This is a genomic window from candidate division WOR-3 bacterium (assembly GCA_011052815.1).
Taxonomy (GTDB): domain Bacteria; phylum Hydrothermota; class Tepidihabitantia; order SM23-42; family SM23-42; genus DRIG01.
Window position 1 is genome coordinate 1 of the sequence record DRIG01000085.1, and the last position, 19,986, is coordinate 19,986.

Sequence of the window (19,986 nt, forward strand, 5' to 3'; positions counted from 1 at the left end):
ATCGACTTATCGTTTATTGTATTAGTAATATCAGGCGCTATGCATCGGAGGGGTTAAGGGGCGGAGGGGAAAGGGGCAAACGTTAGAAGCGTTTGGAGCGTTTAGAGCGTTTGGAGCGTTGGGAGCGTTAGGAGAAACGGGGAGCGATGCTGGAAGGGATGCACTTCGTGCATGGAAGGGAGCGGTGCTGGAAGAAAGAGAGATTCTTCGTCCGCCTGCGGCGGACTCAGAATGACAGAAGACAAAGCGTTTAGAGCGTTTAGATCGTTGAGATCGTTTGGAGCGGGGGAAACGGTAGGCGATGTGGGGTCAGATCTTCACACTTCACAAATCCGAAAATTGGGGTTATCTGCAATGCAGGAGTGTCAATGTGGAGTCGCCTATGGAAAAATCACAGAACGAATTACTCGGAAACAGTTCTGAGAAAACCAGGAGTGTGGGCAATGAGTCTGAAACTTTCATTTCAATTTGTAATTAGATGCAAAAATTATGTTACGATGTAGAAATTCATTTGTCAAAATCCGTATAGAGACTAAATACCTTACGGAATTGGAACCACGCTTGGGTTTTGTACCTCTTACGGAATTTTCCGGATTTCATGATATTATAATATGAACATTGAACTTCGAATTACAAACATAAATCCTTCAAGTCATTTTTTGCAGTCTATTGAAAAACTTTTGGGTTACTGTATATAAAAAATGATTATGTTCCACTGGCTCCGCATCTTTTATTGCCTCATTATCTGAATGAAGAGACAGAACGGGACCTTGCTTTATTACATGGACTGGTACTGCTTCGAGGAACTGATGAGCTATGGATTGTCTCTGATGTTATCAGTGAAGGGATGCAGGGAGAAATTGAAGAGGCAAAGAGACTGGGAATTCCGGTTCGCAGAGTTGATCCGCTCAGTCTCAAGGTATTAGAAGTTTTGTGAGGTTTATTGGATGGTCTCCAATTATTGCAATAAAATCTCTAATAAGAAGGGCTTTTATTATATTTGGAATGCAAATCGTGTCTCAAGAGGACACAAAATGCAATTTAAATATAATTTTCCTCTTGACAATGTTATATTATTAATGTAGAATGTGTCTTAGGAGAACACGAAATGCATTATAAAAATAACAAATTAAAAACATTGGGAACTCAGGCTGCTCATTTAGTTACCACACTTTATGAGCAAAATAGACCTATATTTTGCCTGAAGGAAGTGCAGAAGATTCTTCGTTTAGATGAAGTCTCTTCACGTAATTTCGTTCGCAAGCTTGTGAACAGAGGAGTTGTTACGCGCTTAAAGCCAGGACTTTTTATATTGGTCCCATTTGAACTGGGGAAAGAAGCTGAATATATAGGAAACCCCTTCGTTGTAGCCCGAGAGATTGTGGGTGGAAAAGATTACTATCTTTCCCATGTCACAGCTATGGAAATTCATGGAATGATTACTCAACCTCAATTAGTTGTTTATATCACAACTTTGAAACCGCGCAGGTCTATTACTGCACTGGGTATAGAATTTCGATTCATTCATAGCCAGAAGAGATATTTCTTTGGTTTGAGCGATCACTGGGTAACAAAACAAGAAAAAGTAAGAGTTAGTGATTTGGAGCGAACAATTATTGATGGTCTTAAGCAACCAGAATATTGTGGTGGTCTAACAGAAGTAGCTAAAGGGCTTTGGATGCGCTACCAAGATGTAAATATAAACCGACTTACCAGGTATGCAATAAGGATTGGTGTAGGTGCTGTTATCCGTAGACTCGGATTTTTACTTGAACTTTATAAGATTGGTAATTCTGAAGATTGGGAGATTCTTCGTTCACATTTAACAGAGACTTATGTGCGATTAGACCCGCTTTTGCCGTCTGAGGGGAAATTCCTGCGAAAGTGGAGAATCCAACTTAATGTATCTCCTGAAGAACTTCTATCTGTAGTGAGGACATAGCCAATGATACCCCAACGAAATCTTTCATTACTTTCTAATCGACTCGCCAGAGGAGGAGGGCGACGTATCCCAGAAACAGTCCTTGAGCGTGACTATTGTCTTTCCTGGTTTTTGATAGGATTATCTTATAGCCCTCTTAAGGATATTCTCCTATTCAAAGGTGGTACATGTATCAAGAAGTGTTACATACCCGACTATCGTTTTTCAGAAGATCTTGATTTTACCTTAGCAGAAGAATGTACTTTTGAGGATATCCAGAAGCATCTTGATATTGCCTTTAAGCACACACATTTATCCTCAGGCGTCAAACTGTATTTTAGCCATTACGATCGTCATACCCATGAAAATACTTATACCTTTTTCTTGGGATATGAGGGTCCCTTACCCGCTGTTTCTGGTAAGGAAGTTAAGGTGGATATTACAATAAGGGAAAAAATTGTTTATCCTGTTGAAGAGAAAATAATTCTTAGAGGATATGAAGGATATGAAGATTTACCTGAGGATGCAGCGATTCGTACTTACTCTATTGACGAGATAGCTGTAGAGAAGGTTGTTGCTTTATTAGATAGAGCACGTAACGAACCACGAGACCTATATGATATATGGTATCTGACTTCTAATCAACATGTGAATCTTGCTGAGTTAATCGAAGCTGTTGAAGAGAAGTGGAAATTCCGGGGCAAAAAATTAACTGATGTAAGGGAAGAATTTCTGCGTAAAGAAGCCCGCCTTAAAAAACTCTGGAAAATGCGTCTTTCCTCTCAAGTTGCTTTACTACCTGAATTCGGCCAAGTTTATCGAATAGTACAGCGAGAGCTTAGACAGGCAGGTATGCTGAAGCAAAGAAAAATCTGATTTTGTTATGTTAACTTCCTGCCCCTAATTTTAGGATATTGTTGTAACAAATATTAGTACAGAGTTCTTCTTTTGCCAGAGGCAAAAGAGGGGAGAGTGGGCGATGTGTGGTCAAATCTTCACACTTCACAAATCCTAAAAATGAACCCTCCGTTCAACTTCCACTTCGTAAGTGGAAGTAAAGATTGCCTGATTTATCCATTATGGTTAAATATCTATTGGCATATTATCTATTATAGATAAAATATAGAATTAAGGAGGAAAGATGCCAAGCTTAGGTGAAAGGTTGTGCAAAAAACGTGAGTCACTGGGATTAACCAGAGCCCAAGCCGCACGGATTACGGGTCTTGAAAACCAGCAGACTTTATACAAAATTGAAAAAGGGCTGCGAAAAGTTCAAATTGATGAACTTATAGCACTCTCCAAAGCCTATGCATTTGATGTGAATCTATTTTTGCTATCAGATCAGCCAACACAAAATGCAAATATATTCTGGAGGGCCGAAAAAAAACCGTCTAAACCAGTAAAGAAAAAATTCGAGTTAAAGTTAAAAATGTTTTTAGATAGGTTTATTCACTTACAGAAAATACTGGGTAAAGAGAAAATAGGAACAAAGTTATCAAATATTACGCTACAGTTATCTTCATTGGATGATGCTGCAGAAACAGGAGAACAGTATAGCAAAATGTTAAATCTTGGAGACCGGCCGGCATTGGTTTTCAAAGAGATTCTTGAGGAAGAATATAATTTACCCATCTTCTTCCTTGATATGCCTGATAGAACGTCTGCGATTTCGATAATAACATCTGAATATGCTGCAATATGTGTAAACAAAAGAGAGGTTGCCTGGCGAAGAAATTTTGATATTGCTCATGAATTGTTTCACATATTATATAAACAATTTCCGCCAAAAAATTGCGGCGGTCTTAATAAAGATACTCAGGAAATTTTTGCAAATGTTTTTGCCTCGGCCTTTTTACTGCCTCGTGTATCTATTGAGAAAGAGATTAAAAGACGCAAAGGGAAAACAAGATTAAGTATTATTGATTTAGTAGTTATGGCCTGCGATTATGATGTTTCATTAGATGCCCTACTCTGGCGGTTAGTAAATTTGGGATATTTAAAAAGAGATAAGGCAGAGGCAATAATGGAGTGCGATGCACTGAAACAATATTATAAAAATATTAGGAGATCCGGATTGGAAAAAATACCTTATATATCTAAAAAATATGTATGTTTGGTATTTGATGCATTCCGACGAGGATTAATCTCTGAAATGAGAGCTGCTGAATATCTTAATGTGACAGTTAACAAAATAAATAAAATATTTGCGGACATAGGACTTATGTGGAAGGACGATTCGGATTTTGAAATTACTATGTGATGCGGTTATTGTAATTGAGTCCCATAATTTAAAAATCTGGCAATACCTGCAGAATCGTCATGAAATTTTCATCAGTTCAGTCGTAAAAGATGAATGCCTTCATTGTTTCACCCAGGGAAAAAGACAGTTTATAGATATGGAAAAAGATATAAAGCGAGGATCAATAAAGATATTAACCCTTGAAAACTCCAGGAGAATAAGATTACCCTATAAATGTACTGAAAAGGCTCTAAGAGAATTTGAACGCGAGGCACTGCAAAATTTCGGCACCACAAGAGAATGTTAGAGGAGGAACAATTTACCAAATAATACTTGACAATGCTAAAAATATATATACAATTTTTATATGCCACAATGGATTAAAGCAAAGCGGATGAGCGCATTCACCTCACTGCCGTATGCGGGCAACCCGGCGTGGGTTGTTCTGGGCGCTGAAAACCTGTCAGAGCGTCAGATGCAGAAATTAGCCTATGATCTGAATCCGCTCTCTGATACTGCATTCGTGCTTCCCGAATCGACGAAAGAGGCTGATGTTTTCCTGCGTTTCTTTACCGGCTCCGGTGAGGTGAATTTTTCCGGACATGCAGCAGTGGCGACCTACTTTGCATTGAGTGGAGAAAAGATTCTTCCGATTCAGGAGCCCAAGACAACGATAAGGATGCGCACCAAGGCAGGTATTCAACAGGTGGAAGTGAGGGTGAAAGGTGATAAGATTACACGCACCACGGTTCTGCTCTCAAAACCCAATTATATGACCATCGACATCAATCCTGTAGCGGTCGCCAAATTCCTGGGTCTTACCCCAAGCGACCTTGCCGCCACCGGCCTGCCGTTCGATATAATATCCGTGGGTTTCTTTGATTTAATCGTACCCCTGAAAAGACTGGATGATTTGAGGAACATCCAGCCCAATTTTTCTTTAATGGACAGTTTCTGCACGAGATTGGGAATCCAGGGGGTAGTGGTATTCTGTATGGAGACGTTTGAAGCCGGGGACACCGCGTTTATGAGACATTTTGCTCCTTCACTCGGTGTTAATGAAGATCCCATATCCGGCGCATCTGCAGGAAGTCTTGGATGTTATTTAATCAGGAATAAATTGATTGAGCCGTCCAATTTTTCACGGATAATGATCGAACAGGGTTATCTCCAGGAACGGCAGGGCCGGGTCTATGTTCATATCGAATGCACCAGAGATCAGATCTTAAGGGTGAAGGTCGGCGGTAATGCGGTCCTCACCTTTACCGGCTATATCCTTACTCCAGAACCATAAATTACACAGAATAGAAATCTAATTTAAAATAAAATTAAAGGGGATTTTTCAGTTTTTTTTTGAATTTTTCTCTTGTTCGCTGATCAGGTGTTTAACGAATATCTTGACGATGGCGGGATCGAATTGATGACCGGCGTTTCTTTTTAATTCCTCGATTGCTTCTTTTTTTGTCATTGCTTTGCGGTACGGCCTTTTTGAGGTCATCGCATCATAGGCGTCTGCAACAGCGATTATTCTGCCGATGAGGGGAATTTCTCCTTTCATCAGTCCTTCTGGATAGCCCGAGCCGTCATAATATTCGTGGTGGGTCTTTATTCCTTTGAGTGCTTCAATCAATTCACTGAAGCCAGCCAGCATATAATAGCCGCGCATCACATGCATTGTTACTTCATTCTTTTCCTGACGCGTTAATTTTCTCGGTTTCAAGAGGATCTGTTCGTCGATACCGATCTTCCCAAAATCATGCAACAAAGCAGCGACTTCAAGAATAACCTTTTCGCGTTCGGAAAAACCCAGGTCATCGGCGATCTTGAGACAGTAGTCGGTCACCCTGAGGCTGTGTCCGTCACGGTAAGGAACCTTACTGTCGATCTCAGCTCCGATTTGTCTCAGGTCTTTTAATGCTTCCCTGGGGTTCTCCTGGAGAGTGGTGGCGACAACACTGAGGCAGCGGATTATTTCGTCGAGGTTAATGCTTTTATCGCTTTTTGGGTCCATACTTAAGTATAATAAATTTTTATTGATTGTCAAGTATTGCTTGACTTACTTCAAAAATTGGCTATACTAACTACCATGTTTACGGGATTTTCCGGTGGAGTCCATCCCCCAGAAAATAAAGACACTGAGAATTTAGCCATTGAAGTAATGCCCGTTCCCAAGAGGGTTTATATTCCTTTTTCACAGCATGCTGGTAAACCCGCAAAGCCATTGGTCGAAAAAGGGGATGAAGTGAAGATCGGAACCAAGATCGGAGAAGCTGATGGATTTATTTCGTCAGCGGTACATGCCAGTATTTCAGGCAGGGTTGTTGATGTCAGGTCCCACCCTCATCCGGTGCTCGGTTCTTCGCTTTGCTGTATCATTGAATCGACCGACGGCGAGGAATGGGAAAGTGGAGTGAAAGAAAAGAGTGATTACGAAAATTTATCGAAAGAAGAGCTTATTCAAATCGTCAGGGACGCCGGAATCGTGGGACTCGGCGGCGCCGCTTTTCCGACCCATGTGAAGTTATCACCTCCCGAGGACAAAAAGATCGACACCCTTATTATCAATGGTTGTGAGTGTGAGCCCATGCTCACTGCTGACCATCGATTGATGCTTGAATACCCGATCGGCATTATTGAAGGTGCACGTATTTTTCAAAAGGTTGTTGGAGCGGAAAAATTGATCTTCGGTATCGAAGATAATAAGAAAAATGCAGCGGAGATTTTAAAGAAAGAAGGTGTGGAGGTCCGGCTTTTGAAGACGAAATATCCTCAGGGTGCGGAGAAACAGCTGATTAAGGCGTTGTTGAATCGTACGGTACCAAGGGGTGGATTGCCGATGGATGTGGGTTGTCTTGTGCAGAACGTCGGCACCTGTTATGCAGCGTTTCAGGCGGCGAAGTTCCGCAAACCGCTTATTGACCGGGTCGTCACGGTGACCGGAGACGGTGTTAAGGAATCAAAAGTTCTCCTGGTGAGGATCGGCACCCGGATGATTGATATAATCAATTTCTGCGGCGGATATGTCAGTCAGCCCAAAAAAGTTATTTTCGGCGGTCCTATGATGGGTATTGCCCAGTATTCCGAGGAAGTGCCGATTATTAAAGGAACCTCAGGAATTCTTGTCTGGCTGGATGCTTACGAAGAAGAAGAAGGACCCTGTGTGCGGTGTGCGGCATGCGTTGATGTATGTCCTATGGGGTTGATGCCCACGGAGATTTATAAATATGTGAAGAACAAGAATTTCGACGCTGCCAGGGATTACGGGGTCCTTGATTGTATTGAGTGCGGTTGTTGCGCCTATGCCTGTCCGGCGAAGATAAAGCTTGTCCACTACATAAAATTCGGTAAGAGTGAAGTCTGGAGAAAGATGAAGAAATGAAAGAACTGTTCGTTGTTTCCGCATCTCCTCATATTAGGGGCAAAGGCAGTATAGACAGAGCAATGAAGCTCGTCATCCTCGCCTTGATGCCGGCTTTTGCTTTCAGTGTTTATCTGTTCGGCATACGGGCCCTTTTGATAACCCTCGTCAGTATTATCGTATGCCTTTTAAGTGAAGCGGTAATGCAGAAATTGCTTGGCAAAAATATTACAATAACCGACGGCAGTGCATTGCTCACCGGTCTCCTGCTGTCTTTTAACCTTCCACCCGGTGTTCCTCTGTGGCTGCCCGCGGTGGGAAGCATCTTTGCGATAGTCTTTGCAAAACAGTTATTCGGCGGCCTTGGTTATAATTTCATTAACCCGGCGCTCGCCGGCAGGGCGTTTTTGATGGCATCCTGGCCGTCGCTCATGACCAAGGAATGGCTTGCTCCCACAGGCGGTTCAATATCAGGCATTGACGGAGTTACAAGTGCCACTCCTTTGACCCTGCTCAAGAATCCGGCGAATTTCGGTTCTCCTGAGGTGATTATTAAACAGTTGAATGACATTACCACGATAAAGAATCTTTTTATCGGAAAAGTGGGTGGTTGTATCGGCGAGACTTCAGCTCTGTTCCTCTTAGTGGGAGGAATATTTTTACTTATTATCGGAATCATTGATTATCGGATAGTGGCGGGATATCTGGGAAGCTTTTTCCTGCTGGCACTGGTGCTGCCGACAAAGGCGAATATCTTCTTCCATCTCTTCTCGGGCGGACTTTTCCTGGGTGCCTTTTTTATGGCGACTGACTGGGTGACTTCACCGGTGACAAAGAAGGGGAGGTGGATTTTCGGTGTCGGTTGCGGAGTTCTCACCGTCATCATACGAATCTGGGGTGGTTATCCCGAAGGTGTATCATATTCAATCCTTCTTATGAATGTTTTCACGCCGGTTATCGACCGCTTCACCAGAGAAAAAGTATTCGGCACTTTGCGGTCAAAGAAGGAGGCTGTTAAATGACCAGTACAAAACAGATGATAATAATGCTTTTTGTCGTTGCAGCCGTTTGTTCCATAGTACTTTCTTTTGTTTATTCATATACGGAGCCGCGTATTGAAGAGACCAAAAAAGAGATGACGCTCGCCGGTCTCAGAGAGGTGATTGAAGCACAGGAATTTGTTGAGGTGCTGCCGGACACCCTGTGGCGGGCTCTGGACAGCAATGGTGAGTTTACCGGTATCGTCTTCAGGGTTTTTCCTCAGGGGTATGGCGGTCCGATTCCCATTACTGTGGGGCTTGACCGCAACGGTATCATCACCGGGATAAGAATCGCCAGTGCCGCCGAAGGTTTAAAAGAAACCCCGGGTCTGGGAGCGAAGATAACCGAACCTGCTTTTACCGGACAGTTTATCGGTAAGTGCGCCGCAGCGATCCAGATTAAAAAAGACGGGGGCGAGATTGATGCAATTACGGCGGCGACGATTTCCTCGCGGGCAGTGTGCAATGGAGTCAAAAACGGCATCGAAACCTATAAAAATTATCTGGGAACTCCAATCGATAAAAAATGTGTTTTTCGTGACGCCCGGGAATTCATTGAAATAATCAAAGATACACTCTGGTTTGCAACAGCCGATTCCGATACCCTGGGTATTGTGTTTATCGGCGTCACTCAGGGGTATGCGGATGATATTAAATTCATCGTCGGTCTGGACAGGAAAGGTAAGATCACCGGTGTTGAAATCCTCTACTCGAATGAGACGCCGGGGTACGGAGAAAGGATAAAAGAGAAAGATTTCCTCGATCGTTTCAAAGAAGGGATTCCTGAAGCGATAACCGGTGCGACGATATCATCACAGGCACTTATCAATGCGGTCAAAGAGAATATTGAAAGGTTCAAGGAGTATCTCAAATGAACAGATGGAAAGTTTTTACAAGAGGCCTGGTGAAAGAGAACGCCGTGCTCATTCTGATGATCGGCCTGTGTCCCGCCCTTGCCACCTCAGCGACTGTGCGTGATGGTTTCGGTATGGGAATCGCCGCCACTTTTGTGCTGCTCTTTTCCAATCTTATTATTTCAATAATGAGAAAAACGATACCGAATGAGGTGCGGATTCCCATATTCATTCTGATTATTTCCACTTTCGTGACGATCATCGATTACTTTATGCAGGCGTTTCAGCCTGATCTCTATCGCGCCCTCGGTGTTTTCGTTCCTTTGATCGTCGTGAACTGTATGATTCTGGGAAGGGCAGAGGCGTTTGCGTCGAAAAGTTCTGTTATCGATTCGGTCCTCGACGGTCTTGGCGTCGGCCTGGGATTCACTCTCGCCCTGACTGTTATGGGCACAATCAGAGAGATTCTCGGTAACGGCACATTTCTGGGGATGACGGTCTTTGGTGACGGTTTCAGAAAATCACCGGTGATATTTATGATTCTATCACCGGGCGCGTTTCTTGTGATAGGAATTCTGAAGGCGCTCATAAACAAATATATCAAAAAGGAGAATCAATGAAGAATCCGGCATTGATATTCTTAAGCGCCTTTCTCGTGAACAACATCGTACTGATGCGTTTTCTCGGATTGTGTCCTTTTTTCGGCGTTTCGACGGCTGTGGAGACGGCGACCGGTATGGGAATGGCGGTCATCTTTGTTATGACCCTCGCCGCCTGGATCACCTGGTTTATTTTCCATGCAGTGCTTCTGCCGCTCAATCTGGTCTTTTTGAGAACCGCGACGTTCATTCTTACGATCGCTTCTTTGGTCCAGCTCGTTGAGATGTTTTTGAAGAAATATTACAGGACATTATACAGCGCGATGGGTATTTATCTTCCATTGATCACCACGAACTGCGCGATTCTCGGTATTACCTTTCTCAATATCGACAATAAATTCAATTTCCTGAACGGGACGATATTTGCGATCGGTACAGGACTTGGATTTTCGTTGGTGATAATCACCTTCGCCGCAATCAGGGAACGGCTTGATCTTGCTCCCATCAATCCTTCATTACGCGGCTATCCGATTTCTTTCATTGCAGCTGCATTAATGGCGCTTGCCTTTCTGGGGTTTTCCGGCCTCTTTGGATTGACTTAAATCCAGCTGATGAATGTTTTTGAAGCGATAAAATGGCGCCGCAGTGTGCGCAGGTTCGCCGCCAGGAAGATCGAACGGCCGAAGATCCTGCGGCTCATGGAGGCGGCGCGTCTTGCTCCGTCTTCAAGCAATCGCCAGGCATGGCACTTTGTGGTTGTTGACGACCCCTCAATCATCGCCCGGATTCCAAAGCAGGTGACACCCGGAACAAAGGGAATAATCGATTGGATGGAACAGGCGCCGCTGGTCATTGTCGGCTGCTACACAAAAGCACTCACTCATTATGTGGCGCAACTGTTCGGCCATCAGAATCATCTGATCGACGTCTCGATCGCCATGACCCAGATATGTCTCAGTGCAACTGAACTGGGTATCGGCTCATGCTTTGTGGGCTGGTTTAATGAGAAAGAGCTTAAGAAACTTCTCGGTATACCCCGTAGATACCGGGTTGCACTTCTTCTCGCTCTGGGTTACCCTCTTGATGAATCCAGTGAAGAGGGGATCGCCGGTATCGCTCCGCGACCTCGCAAAACACTGGACGAAATCGTTTCATATAATAGATTCGGTGAAAAATTTTAATCCGTCTCGACTATAGAACAGGCAGATATTTTTCTATTTCATAATCAGTAATTACCTTGCGGTAATTATCCCATTCGATTTTTTTATTTCCGATGAATTCTTTGAATGCATGCTGGCCGAGCACCTCTTTCACAACTTCACTCTTTTCCGTTATCTGGATTGCTTCGATCAGACTGCCCGGCAGGGACCTGATACCTCTCTCTTCACGTTCCTGGTCGGTCATCTGATAGATATTGTCTTCAATCGGTTCCGGAGGTGTAAGTTTTTCTTCGATGCCCTTGAGTCCGGCGCGCAGTAAACAGGAGAAGGTCAGATACGGATTGCATGCAGGGTCAGGCGCACGATATTCAATACGGGTCGCTTCTTCTTTACCCGGTTTATACATCGGAACACGAATCAGGTCTGATCGATTCTTTTGTGCCCAGGAAATATAAACGGGTGCTTCATATCCCGGGATGAGTCGCTTGTAGGAATTCACCCATTGTGCAATGATGGAACAGATGTCCGGGCTGTACTTTAATAAACCGGCGATGAACTGAAGGGCTTGCTGTGAGAGAAAATACTTTCCTTCTTTAGCCCAGAAGATATTCTCTTTTTCCTTAAATAACGACATATGAGTATGCATTCCCGAGCCGTTCTGGCCGAAGAGCGGTTTCGGCATAAAGGTTGCGAACACTCCATTTCTGAATGCAATCTCTTTGACGGTAAGACGATGGGTCATCACGATGTCAGCCATTGTCAGGGCGTCCTGGAAATGGAGATCGATTTCATGCTGGGACGGCGCGACTTCATGGTGGGAGTACTCGACCTTGATTCCCATCTCTTCCAGGGTGAGGACTGTTTCTCTTCGTAAATCGATTGCTTCATCCCGGGGGATTAAATCAAAATAACCGCCGGAATCAAGGGTTTCCGGTCTTTCCGAATTTTTGAAATAGAAGAATTCCAGTTCAGGTCCGATAAAGAAGTTATATCCGAATTTTTCCTTAGCATAGGCGAGATTCCTTTTAAGGATATATCTGGGGTCTCCGGCAAAAGGTGTTCGGTCGGGATTAAGAATGTCGCAGAACATACGAGCCGTTCCTCTTTCCTTGGGGCGCCAGGGAAGCACAGTGAAAGTGTTGGGTTCGGGAACCGCAATCATATCACTTTCGTCGATTCTGACAAATCCCTCGATTGAGGAGCCGTCAAAACCAACCCCTTCTTCAAATGCTTTTTTCAATTCTTCTTTGGGGATTGTGAAACTTTTAAGATATCCCAGGATATCAGTAAACCAGAGTTCGATGAACTTTATGTTGTTCTTTTCAACAAATTCTTCTACAGCCCGTGCATCCATTCCATTCATTTCAACTCCCTATTTTTTTCTCTTTTTACTCTTTTTCTTTTTTGAGCCCTTTCTTTTCTTTTTGCCGATATATTCACAGATTGATTTGGCCTGGGTGAAGAGAAGGAGATAATCAGGACCTCCTGCCTTTGAGTCGGTACCTGACATATTGAAGCCACCGAATGGCTGGACTCCGACAAGGGCACCGGTGCATTTTCGATTGAAATAGAGATTACCGACATGTACTTCTCTCTTTGCCTTTTCTATCTTCTTTCTGTTCTTTGTATAGACGGCGCCTGTTAAGCCGTATTCAGTGTCATTCGCCAGTTCTATCGCATGTTCAAAGTTCCTGGCGCGGGTTACGGCAAGAACCGGTCCGAATATCTCTTCCTGGAATATCCGGTGTTGCGGCTCAATGTCGACAATCACCGTAGGTTTGATGAACCAACCGTCACCCGGCGCAGGTTCACCTCCACAGATGCAGTTGCCTTCGGATTTGCCGATCTTGATGTATTCCAGTATGGAGTTGTAGGCGGTCTCGTTTATAACCGGACCCAGCCAGTTTTCGTAATCTTTGACCGGCCCGATCTTTATCGCCTCGACTGTGGGAATGAATTTCTTCATAAATTTATCGTATATCTTATCATCGAGGATCAAACGGGAACAGGCAGAACATTTCTGTCCCTGGAACCCGAACGCCGACGTTCTTACACCGGCGACGGCACTGTCGATATCGGCTTCAGAATCGACGATGATCAAATCCTTACCACCCATTTCAGCAATCACCCGTTTTATCCACTTCTGACCTGGCCTTGTTTTGCCTGCCTGCTCGACAATATAGAGTCCCACTGCCTTTGACCCTGTGAAACAGATGAATCGGGTCTTTGGATGTTTGACCAGATGGTCTGCTGCCGGTTTGCCATGGCCGGTCATAAAATTAACAACACCTACGGGTACCTTTGCTTCTTCAATTATTTCCATAAACTTCGCTGCAATAGTAGGGGAATCTTCTGATGGTTTCATAATGACAGTATTACCGGCTGCAAAGGATGCCGTGGTCATACCGCATAAAATCGCAAGAGGAAAATTCCATGGTGCAAGTACAAGTCCTACACCAAGAGGTATATAGATTTGTTCATTCCGCTCGCCCGGGTACTGGATAACCTTTGCTCCTTTGTCATATCGTAATGCTTCACGTGCATAATATTCGCAAAAATCAATCGCTTCGGCGACGTCGGCGTCTGCTTCCAGCCAATTTTTGCCCGATTCAAAAACCATCCAGGCGGCTAATTCAAGACGCCTTTTACGCATAATTTTAGCAATTTTAAGAAGATAGTTTGCCCGTATTTTCGCCGGCGTAAAGCGCCATGATTTAAATGTTTCCAGGGCGACCTCCATTGCTTTTTCAGCAGTAGATATATCGGCTTCTTGAAAAGTTCCAACAATTTCACCCTTTTTTGAAGGGTTGTATGAATGAAATTTATTATCTAATCTAATCCTTTCACCACCTATTATGATACTGTATTCTTTCCCGAACTGGGCTTCTACTTCTTTTATTGCTTTTTCCATCTTTTTCCTGATTGACGGTTTGGTGAAATCATTATATTTTTCGTTTCTGAACGGTTTCATTTGACCTCCTTCTGGCTCATTATAGTCAGAAAATTATTCAAGTCAAGGAGATGATTCTTGACTTTATCCGCATTATGGGTATAGTTTTTTATGAAGAAAAAAGTATTTATTTTCATAATCGTCATCCTTCTGATTTCGTGTTCGGCGATTAAAGAACGCCTGGCAGTCAAAGAGTGCAAATTTTCTCTTCAATCAGTGGCGCCCCACAGTTTCACCTTTAAGAACCTGAAACTCGATTTCAAGATCAAAGGTGAGAATCCCAATAAGGTTGATGCGGTTCTGGACAGGCTTACCTACACATTCTTCGTCAATGATCAGGATGTTTTTTCCGGCACGACAGGGAAAGGGATCAAGATACCATCAGGCAAGTCCACGAGTTTCCTGACCACGATCACCTTAGAATACAGTAAGATAGGCGAAGCATTGAGTACAGCGATTAAACTTCAAAAGGCTTCCTATAAAATAAAAGCAAAGGCATACATCAATACAATTATTGGTGAAATAAGTTATCCGATTGAACTTGAGTTAAAAAAGTAGAATAAAAAGCCGGTCCACGGATTATCGGTCTTATTCACCTCCCTGGTTTTGCACATTTTTTGTGCAAAAAACCACAAATTTTGTGCTTTATTCAATTTTTCCCCTGAAATTTCGAGATATTTTTCTGGCACAGAAATTGCACTATAATCCAGCAGAGGTGAATTATGAAAAACTATAAACTCCTTTTTTACCTTCTTTTGCTTACCAGTCTGTTCCTGCTTGCGGGCTGCTGTTATGATGGAGCAGACAATGAACCGCCTTCTGTTCCGGTCGGGCTGCGGTCGATCACCGGTGACGGCGAGGTGCTGCTTGTGTGGTATGAAAACACCGAGCCGGATCTCGCCGGGTATCGCATCTACCGTAGTTTGACGCCGGGCGGTTATTACTATGAGATAGGAGAAACAAATCTTGATTACTTTCTGGACTTCGGACTTGTCAACGGTGAAACCTATTATTACGCGATAACCGCTTTTGATATTCATGGAAACGAGAGTGACCTTTCTTACGAAATAGTATATGATACACCGCGTCCTGAGGGGTATGACGAAAAACTTTTTGACTACACAGAATATCCAGACTACGCGGGCTGGAATTTCAGCGCTTATTCAATCGTCGGATACGACCATCCTGCCTGTGATTTTTATTTCGGGTATGACGATTATAATGAAGCATTTTACTTTTATGTCGCAAGACCAGGAGGGTTGATTCAGGATTTCGGTTATACCGAATCTCTGGATGAGATAACCTATGCTCCGGAAAACGGTTGGTCATCAACCGGCATAGTTGAGGCGATCCTGGGCCACACATATGTATTCTGGACATGGGATAATCATTTTGCGAAATTTCGGGTAACTGCAATCGGGTCGGATTATGTGGTCTTTGACTGGGCGTATCAGATCGACCCGGGTAATCCCGAGTTGGTGATTAATAAATAAGAGGAGGTCAAGATGAAACGTCTATTATTATTATTATTAGCCGCCATACCGTTATTCGGTTTCAGTGTCAATTTCATATTTTGTGATTATGACTATTATGAAGATGAATACTGGTATGACGAGTACTGGGATGATTACTACTGGTATGACGGTTACTGGGTGTATTATCCACATGGATACTACTGTGTACATTATGTCTGGTGGTATCCCTGGTGGTGGGATTATTATTGGTGGAGGGCACATTGGTGCCATCACTTCCACTGGGATTTCTTCTACGGTGGATTTTATGTGGTATGGTATGAAAACGGCTGCTGGTGGTTCAGGCCCAGATACGGCAGATGGGTGAAGTATAAACTGCCCTATTCATATTATGAAATAAGACACCGTGCCAGAAAACATGGTATCTATCTACCGGAAAAACCGCCGCGCGAATTGAATATACCGTACAAAGAGCACGAAATAAAGAAGCTCATTAAACAGAAAGATCCTGAGTTGTTCAAGAAGGTAGAGAAGAAACATAAAGACGGCACCCTTGAGAAAATGAGAAAAGAATATGATACCAGGGTAAAGCAGGAGATTGTGAAGAAAAATATCGAATACAAGAAGACAGTTAAGAAAGGAAATTATACAAAGGATTTTGAGAAAAAGGGGTATGATGTTAATAAATGGCAGAAATCTTCTGAGGATAAACATACCAAAGATTTGTATTATAAAAGCTCGTATGATGACGATGAGCGCAAGTCGCACATCGTGAAAGAGAAGAAGAGTAAGCCGACGCTCCGGAAAAAGGGTTCGTCCGATGAACACGATGATCAAGAGTATTATAAAAAGAAGAAGCCCAAGAAATTCGTCTACGAGAGTTATGAAGAGAAGAGAAGCCATAAATCGGATGGTGATGCCGGTCCTTCGAAATATAAGAAGAGTAAATCTTCCTATAACGACAGGAACGATCGGGGATATAATTCCGATCATCATAAAAAGAAGAGGTAAGTCATGTTACTCACGACTTTACTTGCATTACTCACTTTATACAATGGTGCGCCGGACATCGAGATATGGGTTGATCGGGACGAACCCGTTTATCAGGCGGGTGAAAATTTGAAAATCTTTTTCCGCGTTGACCAGGACTGCTATGTCGCGATCTATGATATTGAGGTCGGGGGGAGGGAGACTCTTCTCTTTCCCCCTGAACAGGAGGACGGCTGGGTGGAGGCAGGTCATATTTATGAGCTGCCTCCTGAGAACGCCGATTATGACTATGTCATAAGCGGTCCTGAAGGGGTCGAAACGGTCATCGCACTGGCTTCGACCGAGCATCCACCTGTACTGGACGATGAAGAAGAGAACATCAGCCGGATGAGTTTAAGTATTCATATTGAAGAACCGGAACCGGCAAAGCTGCGCATTGTCTCGACTCCGACATACGCTCGAATTTATCTGACCAATGTAGAAACCGGCGAAAAAGAATATATCGGCAGAACACCGCGCACCATGGTTATAAGACCGGGTGAATATATCGTGAAAATCAAAAAGCCGGGTTTTCATTCATTGACGCGCAGGATCTGGCTCGAACCGGGCGATCGACGCAGGGTTTTTGTCAAACTGATTCCCTATTGACATGAGCAGCAGGTTCATTATAATCAAGGAGTAAATTATGAAGAGATTGATGATATTGATATTGATCGCGGGTTTAATGTTTGCGGTAAAACCGGTGCCGCGGAAAGACCATAACAAAGAAAGCAAACAGAAGTCCAAATTCAGTATCGAATCAGTTATAAAAGAACTCAAAAAGATCGTCGACAAGAAAGGCGATAAAGAAAAGGATGATCACTTTCAGGACGCCGATTCCAATGGAGTAAACGACCAGCGTGAAGATGATTTTCAGAAGATAAAGCAGTTGAAGACGAAACATAAGGACAAGGACTCCAGGGGGACCCAGAAGAAGACCGTGAAAAAGAAGTCAACGGTCAGTCCCAAAAAGAGTAAAGAGAAAAAAGACAAATAGAATTCAGTTAAAAGAGGTCTTTAATCGCTCTCCAGAAGATACGCGGGGAGGAGTAGAGCACCTCTTTTACTATCTCCCGGACGTTTATGTCCCGGGTTGTTTTACCTTCAAAGAGCTTTTTACCGATATTAAAGATGATTCTGTATTCTTCATCATTTAATTCTACATAAATATTCCTTATTTTTAGATGATATTTTATCTCTTTTAAAATCTCCCTTTTTATCTCCGCTTTGAAATGGTCTTTTTTTCCTTTTAATTTCAAAACCGCATTTCTGCCGGCGATGACCCCGGATTTTATGCCGTTCGCGATACCGGCGCCGCTTAAAGGGTCGGTGAAACGCGCGGCGTCGCCCACCAGGAAGAAGTCGTCACCGGAAAATTTTTTCAGAATTTTAGCCGGAACTCCGCCGAATACCTTTCTTTTGGTTTTCGCTTCGGGAAATTCTCTCTCGATCCATTCATCGAGAAATTGTTGCGCTCTTTTTTTTGTTTTCAACGGAGAAATTCCCAGTCCGACATTCGCCGTGTTGTCGGATTTGGGGAATATCCAGGCATAGCCGCCCGGTGCATAGCAGCTGCCGAAGATCAGATATGCATAATGGGTGTCGACATTAATATCCTCGAGGAGATATTCAGCACATACCTCGATTTCGTTTAAACCCAGACGAGTATCGATTCCCTTCCAGGAGCCGACACGGGAGAGCACGCCGTCGGCGCCGATTAAGAATTTAAATCTGTATTCTCTGATTTGACCTGATTCCCTGACAATAACTTTATTGTTTTCTACACCTATCGCTCTGGTCGATTTCTTGATGACGGCTCCTTTTTCTTCGGCGTATTCTGCCAGTGCCGCATCGAATATTGTGCGGTCCAGAACCCAGCCCACGTCGGGATATTCTATCTTGAATTCTTCGTGGTCCGGGCCGCGGATTATCGCACCTTTAAGCCTGCGGGAGATCCATTCGGGTTTGATGGAGAGATAATCTTTGATTGTACTTCTTGATAGACCTTCGGCACAGCTCACCGGTGTTCCGATCTTTTCGTGTTCTTCAATCAACAGGACAGAGGCACCGCTTTCCGCTGCAGTATAAGCAGCGGCGCTGCCCGCCGGTCCTGCGCCTATTATTACAATATCAAAACAAGGTGTTTTCATTCGTCTTTGAGATATTTTTTACCTTTTAGATTTTCAGGCATATATTCCTGCTCCACTTTTGCATCGGGATAATCATGGGGATATTTGTAGCCTTTGCCGTAGCCGAGTTTCTTCATCAACGGGGTCGGTGCATTTCGAATATGCAGAGGGACCGGTTCAGCCAGGGTCTTGAGGGCGTCTTCTTTTGCGGCTTCATAGGCAAGGTATATTTTATTGCTCTTCACCGCCTTTGCCAGATACACGACACATTCAGCCAGGGCAAGGTCTCCTTCAGGCCTGCCGATGAACTCGACCGCTTCTTTCGCCGCAATTGCGACGACGAGTGCCTGGGGATCGGCTTCGCCGATATCTTCAACCGCAAAACGGACCAGACGTCGGGCGATGTAGAGAGGGTCTTCACCTCCTTCGAGCATGCGCGCCAGCCAGTAAAGTCCGGCATCCGGATCAGAACCCCTTAGTGATTTATGGAGCGCCGAGATCAGATTATAATGCTCTTCTCCTTTTTTATCGTACTTCAGGGCTTTTTTCTGGACTACATCTTCAGCGGTTTTGAGGTCGATATAGTTATCTTTTGCCGAGAGGGTGCAGAGCTCAAGGGCGTTTAAAGCGACTCTTGCGTCTCCGTCGGAAATATTTGCGAGAAAATCAAGGGCTTCAGGGCTCAATTTGAATCTATTCCCCAGTCCTTTTTGTGAAGTCAACGCCCTTTGAATTATTTTCTTCATATCTTCAAAAGAAAGAGGGCGGACCACATAGACCTTCACCCGGGAGAGCAGACTCGAGTTTAATTCAAACGAGGGATTTTCAGTCGTGGCTCCGATAAGAATGATTGTTCCTTTTTCCACATAAGGCAGGAACGCATCCTGTTGTGCTTTGTTAAAACGGTGGATCTCATCGATGAATATTATTGTGTCCGTGTTATATAATTTTTTGCGCTCCTGCGCTTTGCTCATAAATTTTTTTATTTCGGCGATACCGCTTGTGGCGGCGGAAAAAGAAACAAATTCGGCTGAAAACTTTTTGGCAAAGAGTCGGGCGATGGTGGTCTTGCCGCTTCCCGGCGGACCGAAGAGAATCATCGAAAATAATTTTCCTTTTTCAATCTGTTTTTGAATGGGACAGCCCGGACCAAGAAGATGGCGTTGTCCGAGTACTTCATCGAACGTTTCCGGTCTTACACGGTCAGCTAAAGGAGTTCCTTTCATTGTTATCTT

The 19,986-nt window shown here is 43.8% G+C and carries 21 protein-coding genes; 16 read left to right on the plus strand and 5 right to left on the minus strand.

Annotation, left to right across the window (positions count from 1 at the left end; genetic code table 11):
* Positions 1–1,108 precede the first annotated feature (1,108 nt).
* From ENI34_07695 to ENI34_07715, 5 genes are all read left to right on the plus strand, one after another.
* Positions 1,109–1,942 (plus strand): transcriptional regulator, encoded by an 834-nt coding sequence (locus ENI34_07695; protein HEC79005.1) that lies wholly within the window; start codon positions 1,109–1,111, stop codon positions 1,940–1,942.
* A gap of 3 nt (positions 1,943–1,945) precedes the next feature.
* Positions 1,946–2,797, plus strand: coding sequence for a nucleotidyl transferase AbiEii/AbiGii toxin family protein (locus ENI34_07700; protein ID HEC79006.1), 852 nt, complete (start codon positions 1,946–1,948; stop codon positions 2,795–2,797).
* Between the two features lie 265 nt (positions 2,798–3,062).
* Positions 3,063–4,181, plus strand: a complete 1,119-nt coding sequence (locus ENI34_07705; protein HEC79007.1) for an ImmA/IrrE family metallo-endopeptidase — start codon at positions 3,063–3,065, stop codon at positions 4,179–4,181.
* Positions 4,165–4,467 carry a hypothetical protein gene (locus tag ENI34_07710; protein HEC79008.1) on the plus strand — a complete coding sequence of 101 codons (303 nt, stop codon included), beginning with the start codon at positions 4,165–4,167 and terminating at the stop codon, positions 4,465–4,467. Before ENI34_07705 ends, ENI34_07710 begins: the two co-directional genes overlap by 17 nt.
* 60 nt (positions 4,468–4,527) lie before the next feature.
* The gene (locus tag ENI34_07715; protein HEC79009.1) at positions 4,528–5,454 is read left to right on the plus strand and encodes a PhzF family phenazine biosynthesis protein; all 927 of its coding nucleotides are present in this window, start codon (positions 4,528–4,530) and stop codon (positions 5,452–5,454) included.
* 48 nt (positions 5,455–5,502) lie between these two features.
* On the opposite strand, the gene ENI34_07720 is transcribed toward ENI34_07715, so the two are convergent.
* Complete coding sequence (locus ENI34_07720; protein ID HEC79010.1) at positions 5,503–6,171, minus strand: HD-GYP domain-containing protein; 669 nt, start codon at positions 6,169–6,171, stop codon at positions 5,503–5,505.
* Between the two features lie 75 nt (positions 6,172–6,246).
* On the opposite strand from ENI34_07720, the gene rsxC reads away from it, so the two are divergent.
* From rsxC to ENI34_07750, 6 genes are read left to right on the plus strand one after another with little or no spacing between them, the layout of a single operon-like run.
* Positions 6,247–7,539, plus strand: coding sequence for an electron transport complex subunit RsxC (gene rsxC / locus ENI34_07725; GenBank protein HEC79011.1), 1,293 nt, complete (start codon positions 6,247–6,249; stop codon positions 7,537–7,539).
* On the plus strand, positions 7,536–8,540 hold the full coding sequence (locus tag ENI34_07730) for an RnfABCDGE type electron transport complex subunit D (protein ID HEC79012.1): 1,005 nt from the start codon (positions 7,536–7,538) through the stop codon (positions 8,538–8,540). Before rsxC ends, ENI34_07730 begins: the two co-directional genes overlap by 4 nt.
* On the plus strand, positions 8,537–9,433 hold the full coding sequence (locus ENI34_07735; GenBank protein ID HEC79013.1) for an RnfABCDGE type electron transport complex subunit G: 897 nt from the start codon (positions 8,537–8,539) through the stop codon (positions 9,431–9,433). Before ENI34_07730 ends, ENI34_07735 begins: the two co-directional genes overlap by 4 nt.
* On the plus strand, positions 9,430–10,032 hold the full coding sequence (locus ENI34_07740) for an electron transport complex subunit E (protein ID HEC79014.1): 603 nt from the start codon (positions 9,430–9,432) through the stop codon (positions 10,030–10,032). Before ENI34_07735 ends, ENI34_07740 begins: the two co-directional genes overlap by 4 nt.
* Positions 10,029–10,613 (plus strand): RnfABCDGE type electron transport complex subunit A, encoded by a 585-nt coding sequence (locus tag ENI34_07745; protein ID HEC79015.1) that lies wholly within the window; start codon positions 10,029–10,031, stop codon positions 10,611–10,613. The genes ENI34_07740 and ENI34_07745 overlap by 4 nt, the downstream gene beginning before the upstream one ends.
* A 9-nt stretch (positions 10,614–10,622) precedes the next feature.
* The gene (locus ENI34_07750; protein ID HEC79016.1) at positions 10,623–11,192 is read left to right on the plus strand and encodes a nitroreductase; all 570 of its coding nucleotides are present in this window, start codon (positions 10,623–10,625) and stop codon (positions 11,190–11,192) included.
* A 10-nt stretch (positions 11,193–11,202) separates the two neighbouring features.
* Here the strand turns inward: ENI34_07750 and ENI34_07755 are convergent, their stop codons facing one another.
* Positions 11,203–12,534, minus strand: coding sequence for a glutamine synthetase (locus tag ENI34_07755; protein HEC79017.1), 1,332 nt, complete (start codon positions 12,532–12,534; stop codon positions 11,203–11,205).
* A gap of 9 nt (positions 12,535–12,543) precedes the next feature.
* Positions 12,544–14,142 carry an L-glutamate gamma-semialdehyde dehydrogenase gene (pruA, locus tag ENI34_07760; GenBank protein ID HEC79018.1) on the minus strand — a complete coding sequence of 533 codons (1,599 nt, stop codon included), beginning with the start codon at positions 14,140–14,142 and terminating at the stop codon, positions 12,544–12,546.
* 90 nt (positions 14,143–14,232) lie between these two features.
* On the opposite strand from pruA, the gene ENI34_07765 reads away from it, so the two are divergent.
* The 5 genes from ENI34_07765 to ENI34_07785 all read left to right on the plus strand — a co-directional run bounded on the left by ENI34_07765 (position 14,233) and on the right by ENI34_07785 (position 17,619).
* Complete coding sequence (locus ENI34_07765; protein ID HEC79019.1) at positions 14,233–14,679, plus strand: hypothetical protein; 447 nt, start codon at positions 14,233–14,235, stop codon at positions 14,677–14,679.
* A 164-nt stretch (positions 14,680–14,843) separates the two neighbouring features.
* Positions 14,844–15,614, plus strand: coding sequence for a hypothetical protein (locus tag ENI34_07770; GenBank protein HEC79020.1), 771 nt, complete (start codon positions 14,844–14,846; stop codon positions 15,612–15,614).
* A 12-nt stretch (positions 15,615–15,626) separates the two neighbouring features.
* The gene (locus ENI34_07775; GenBank protein ID HEC79021.1) at positions 15,627–16,604 is read left to right on the plus strand and encodes a hypothetical protein; all 978 of its coding nucleotides are present in this window, start codon (positions 15,627–15,629) and stop codon (positions 16,602–16,604) included.
* A gap of 3 nt (positions 16,605–16,607) precedes the next feature.
* A complete protein-coding gene (locus ENI34_07780; GenBank protein ID HEC79022.1) occupies positions 16,608–17,231 on the plus strand; it encodes a DUF4384 domain-containing protein in 624 nt (207 codons plus the stop codon).
* 37 nt (positions 17,232–17,268) lie between these two features.
* The gene (locus ENI34_07785; protein HEC79023.1) at positions 17,269–17,619 is read left to right on the plus strand and encodes a hypothetical protein; all 351 of its coding nucleotides are present in this window, start codon (positions 17,269–17,271) and stop codon (positions 17,617–17,619) included.
* Between the two features lie 7 nt (positions 17,620–17,626).
* On the opposite strand, the gene ENI34_07790 is transcribed toward ENI34_07785, so the two are convergent.
* Positions 17,627–18,772, minus strand: a complete 1,146-nt coding sequence (locus tag ENI34_07790) for an NAD(P)/FAD-dependent oxidoreductase (GenBank protein ID HEC79024.1) — start codon at positions 18,770–18,772, stop codon at positions 17,627–17,629.
* A complete protein-coding gene (locus tag ENI34_07795) occupies positions 18,769–19,977 on the minus strand; it encodes a replication-associated recombination protein A (GenBank protein ID HEC79025.1) in 1,209 nt (402 codons plus the stop codon). The genes ENI34_07790 and ENI34_07795 overlap by 4 nt, the downstream gene beginning before the upstream one ends.
* Positions 19,978–19,986: the final 9 nt, after the last annotated feature.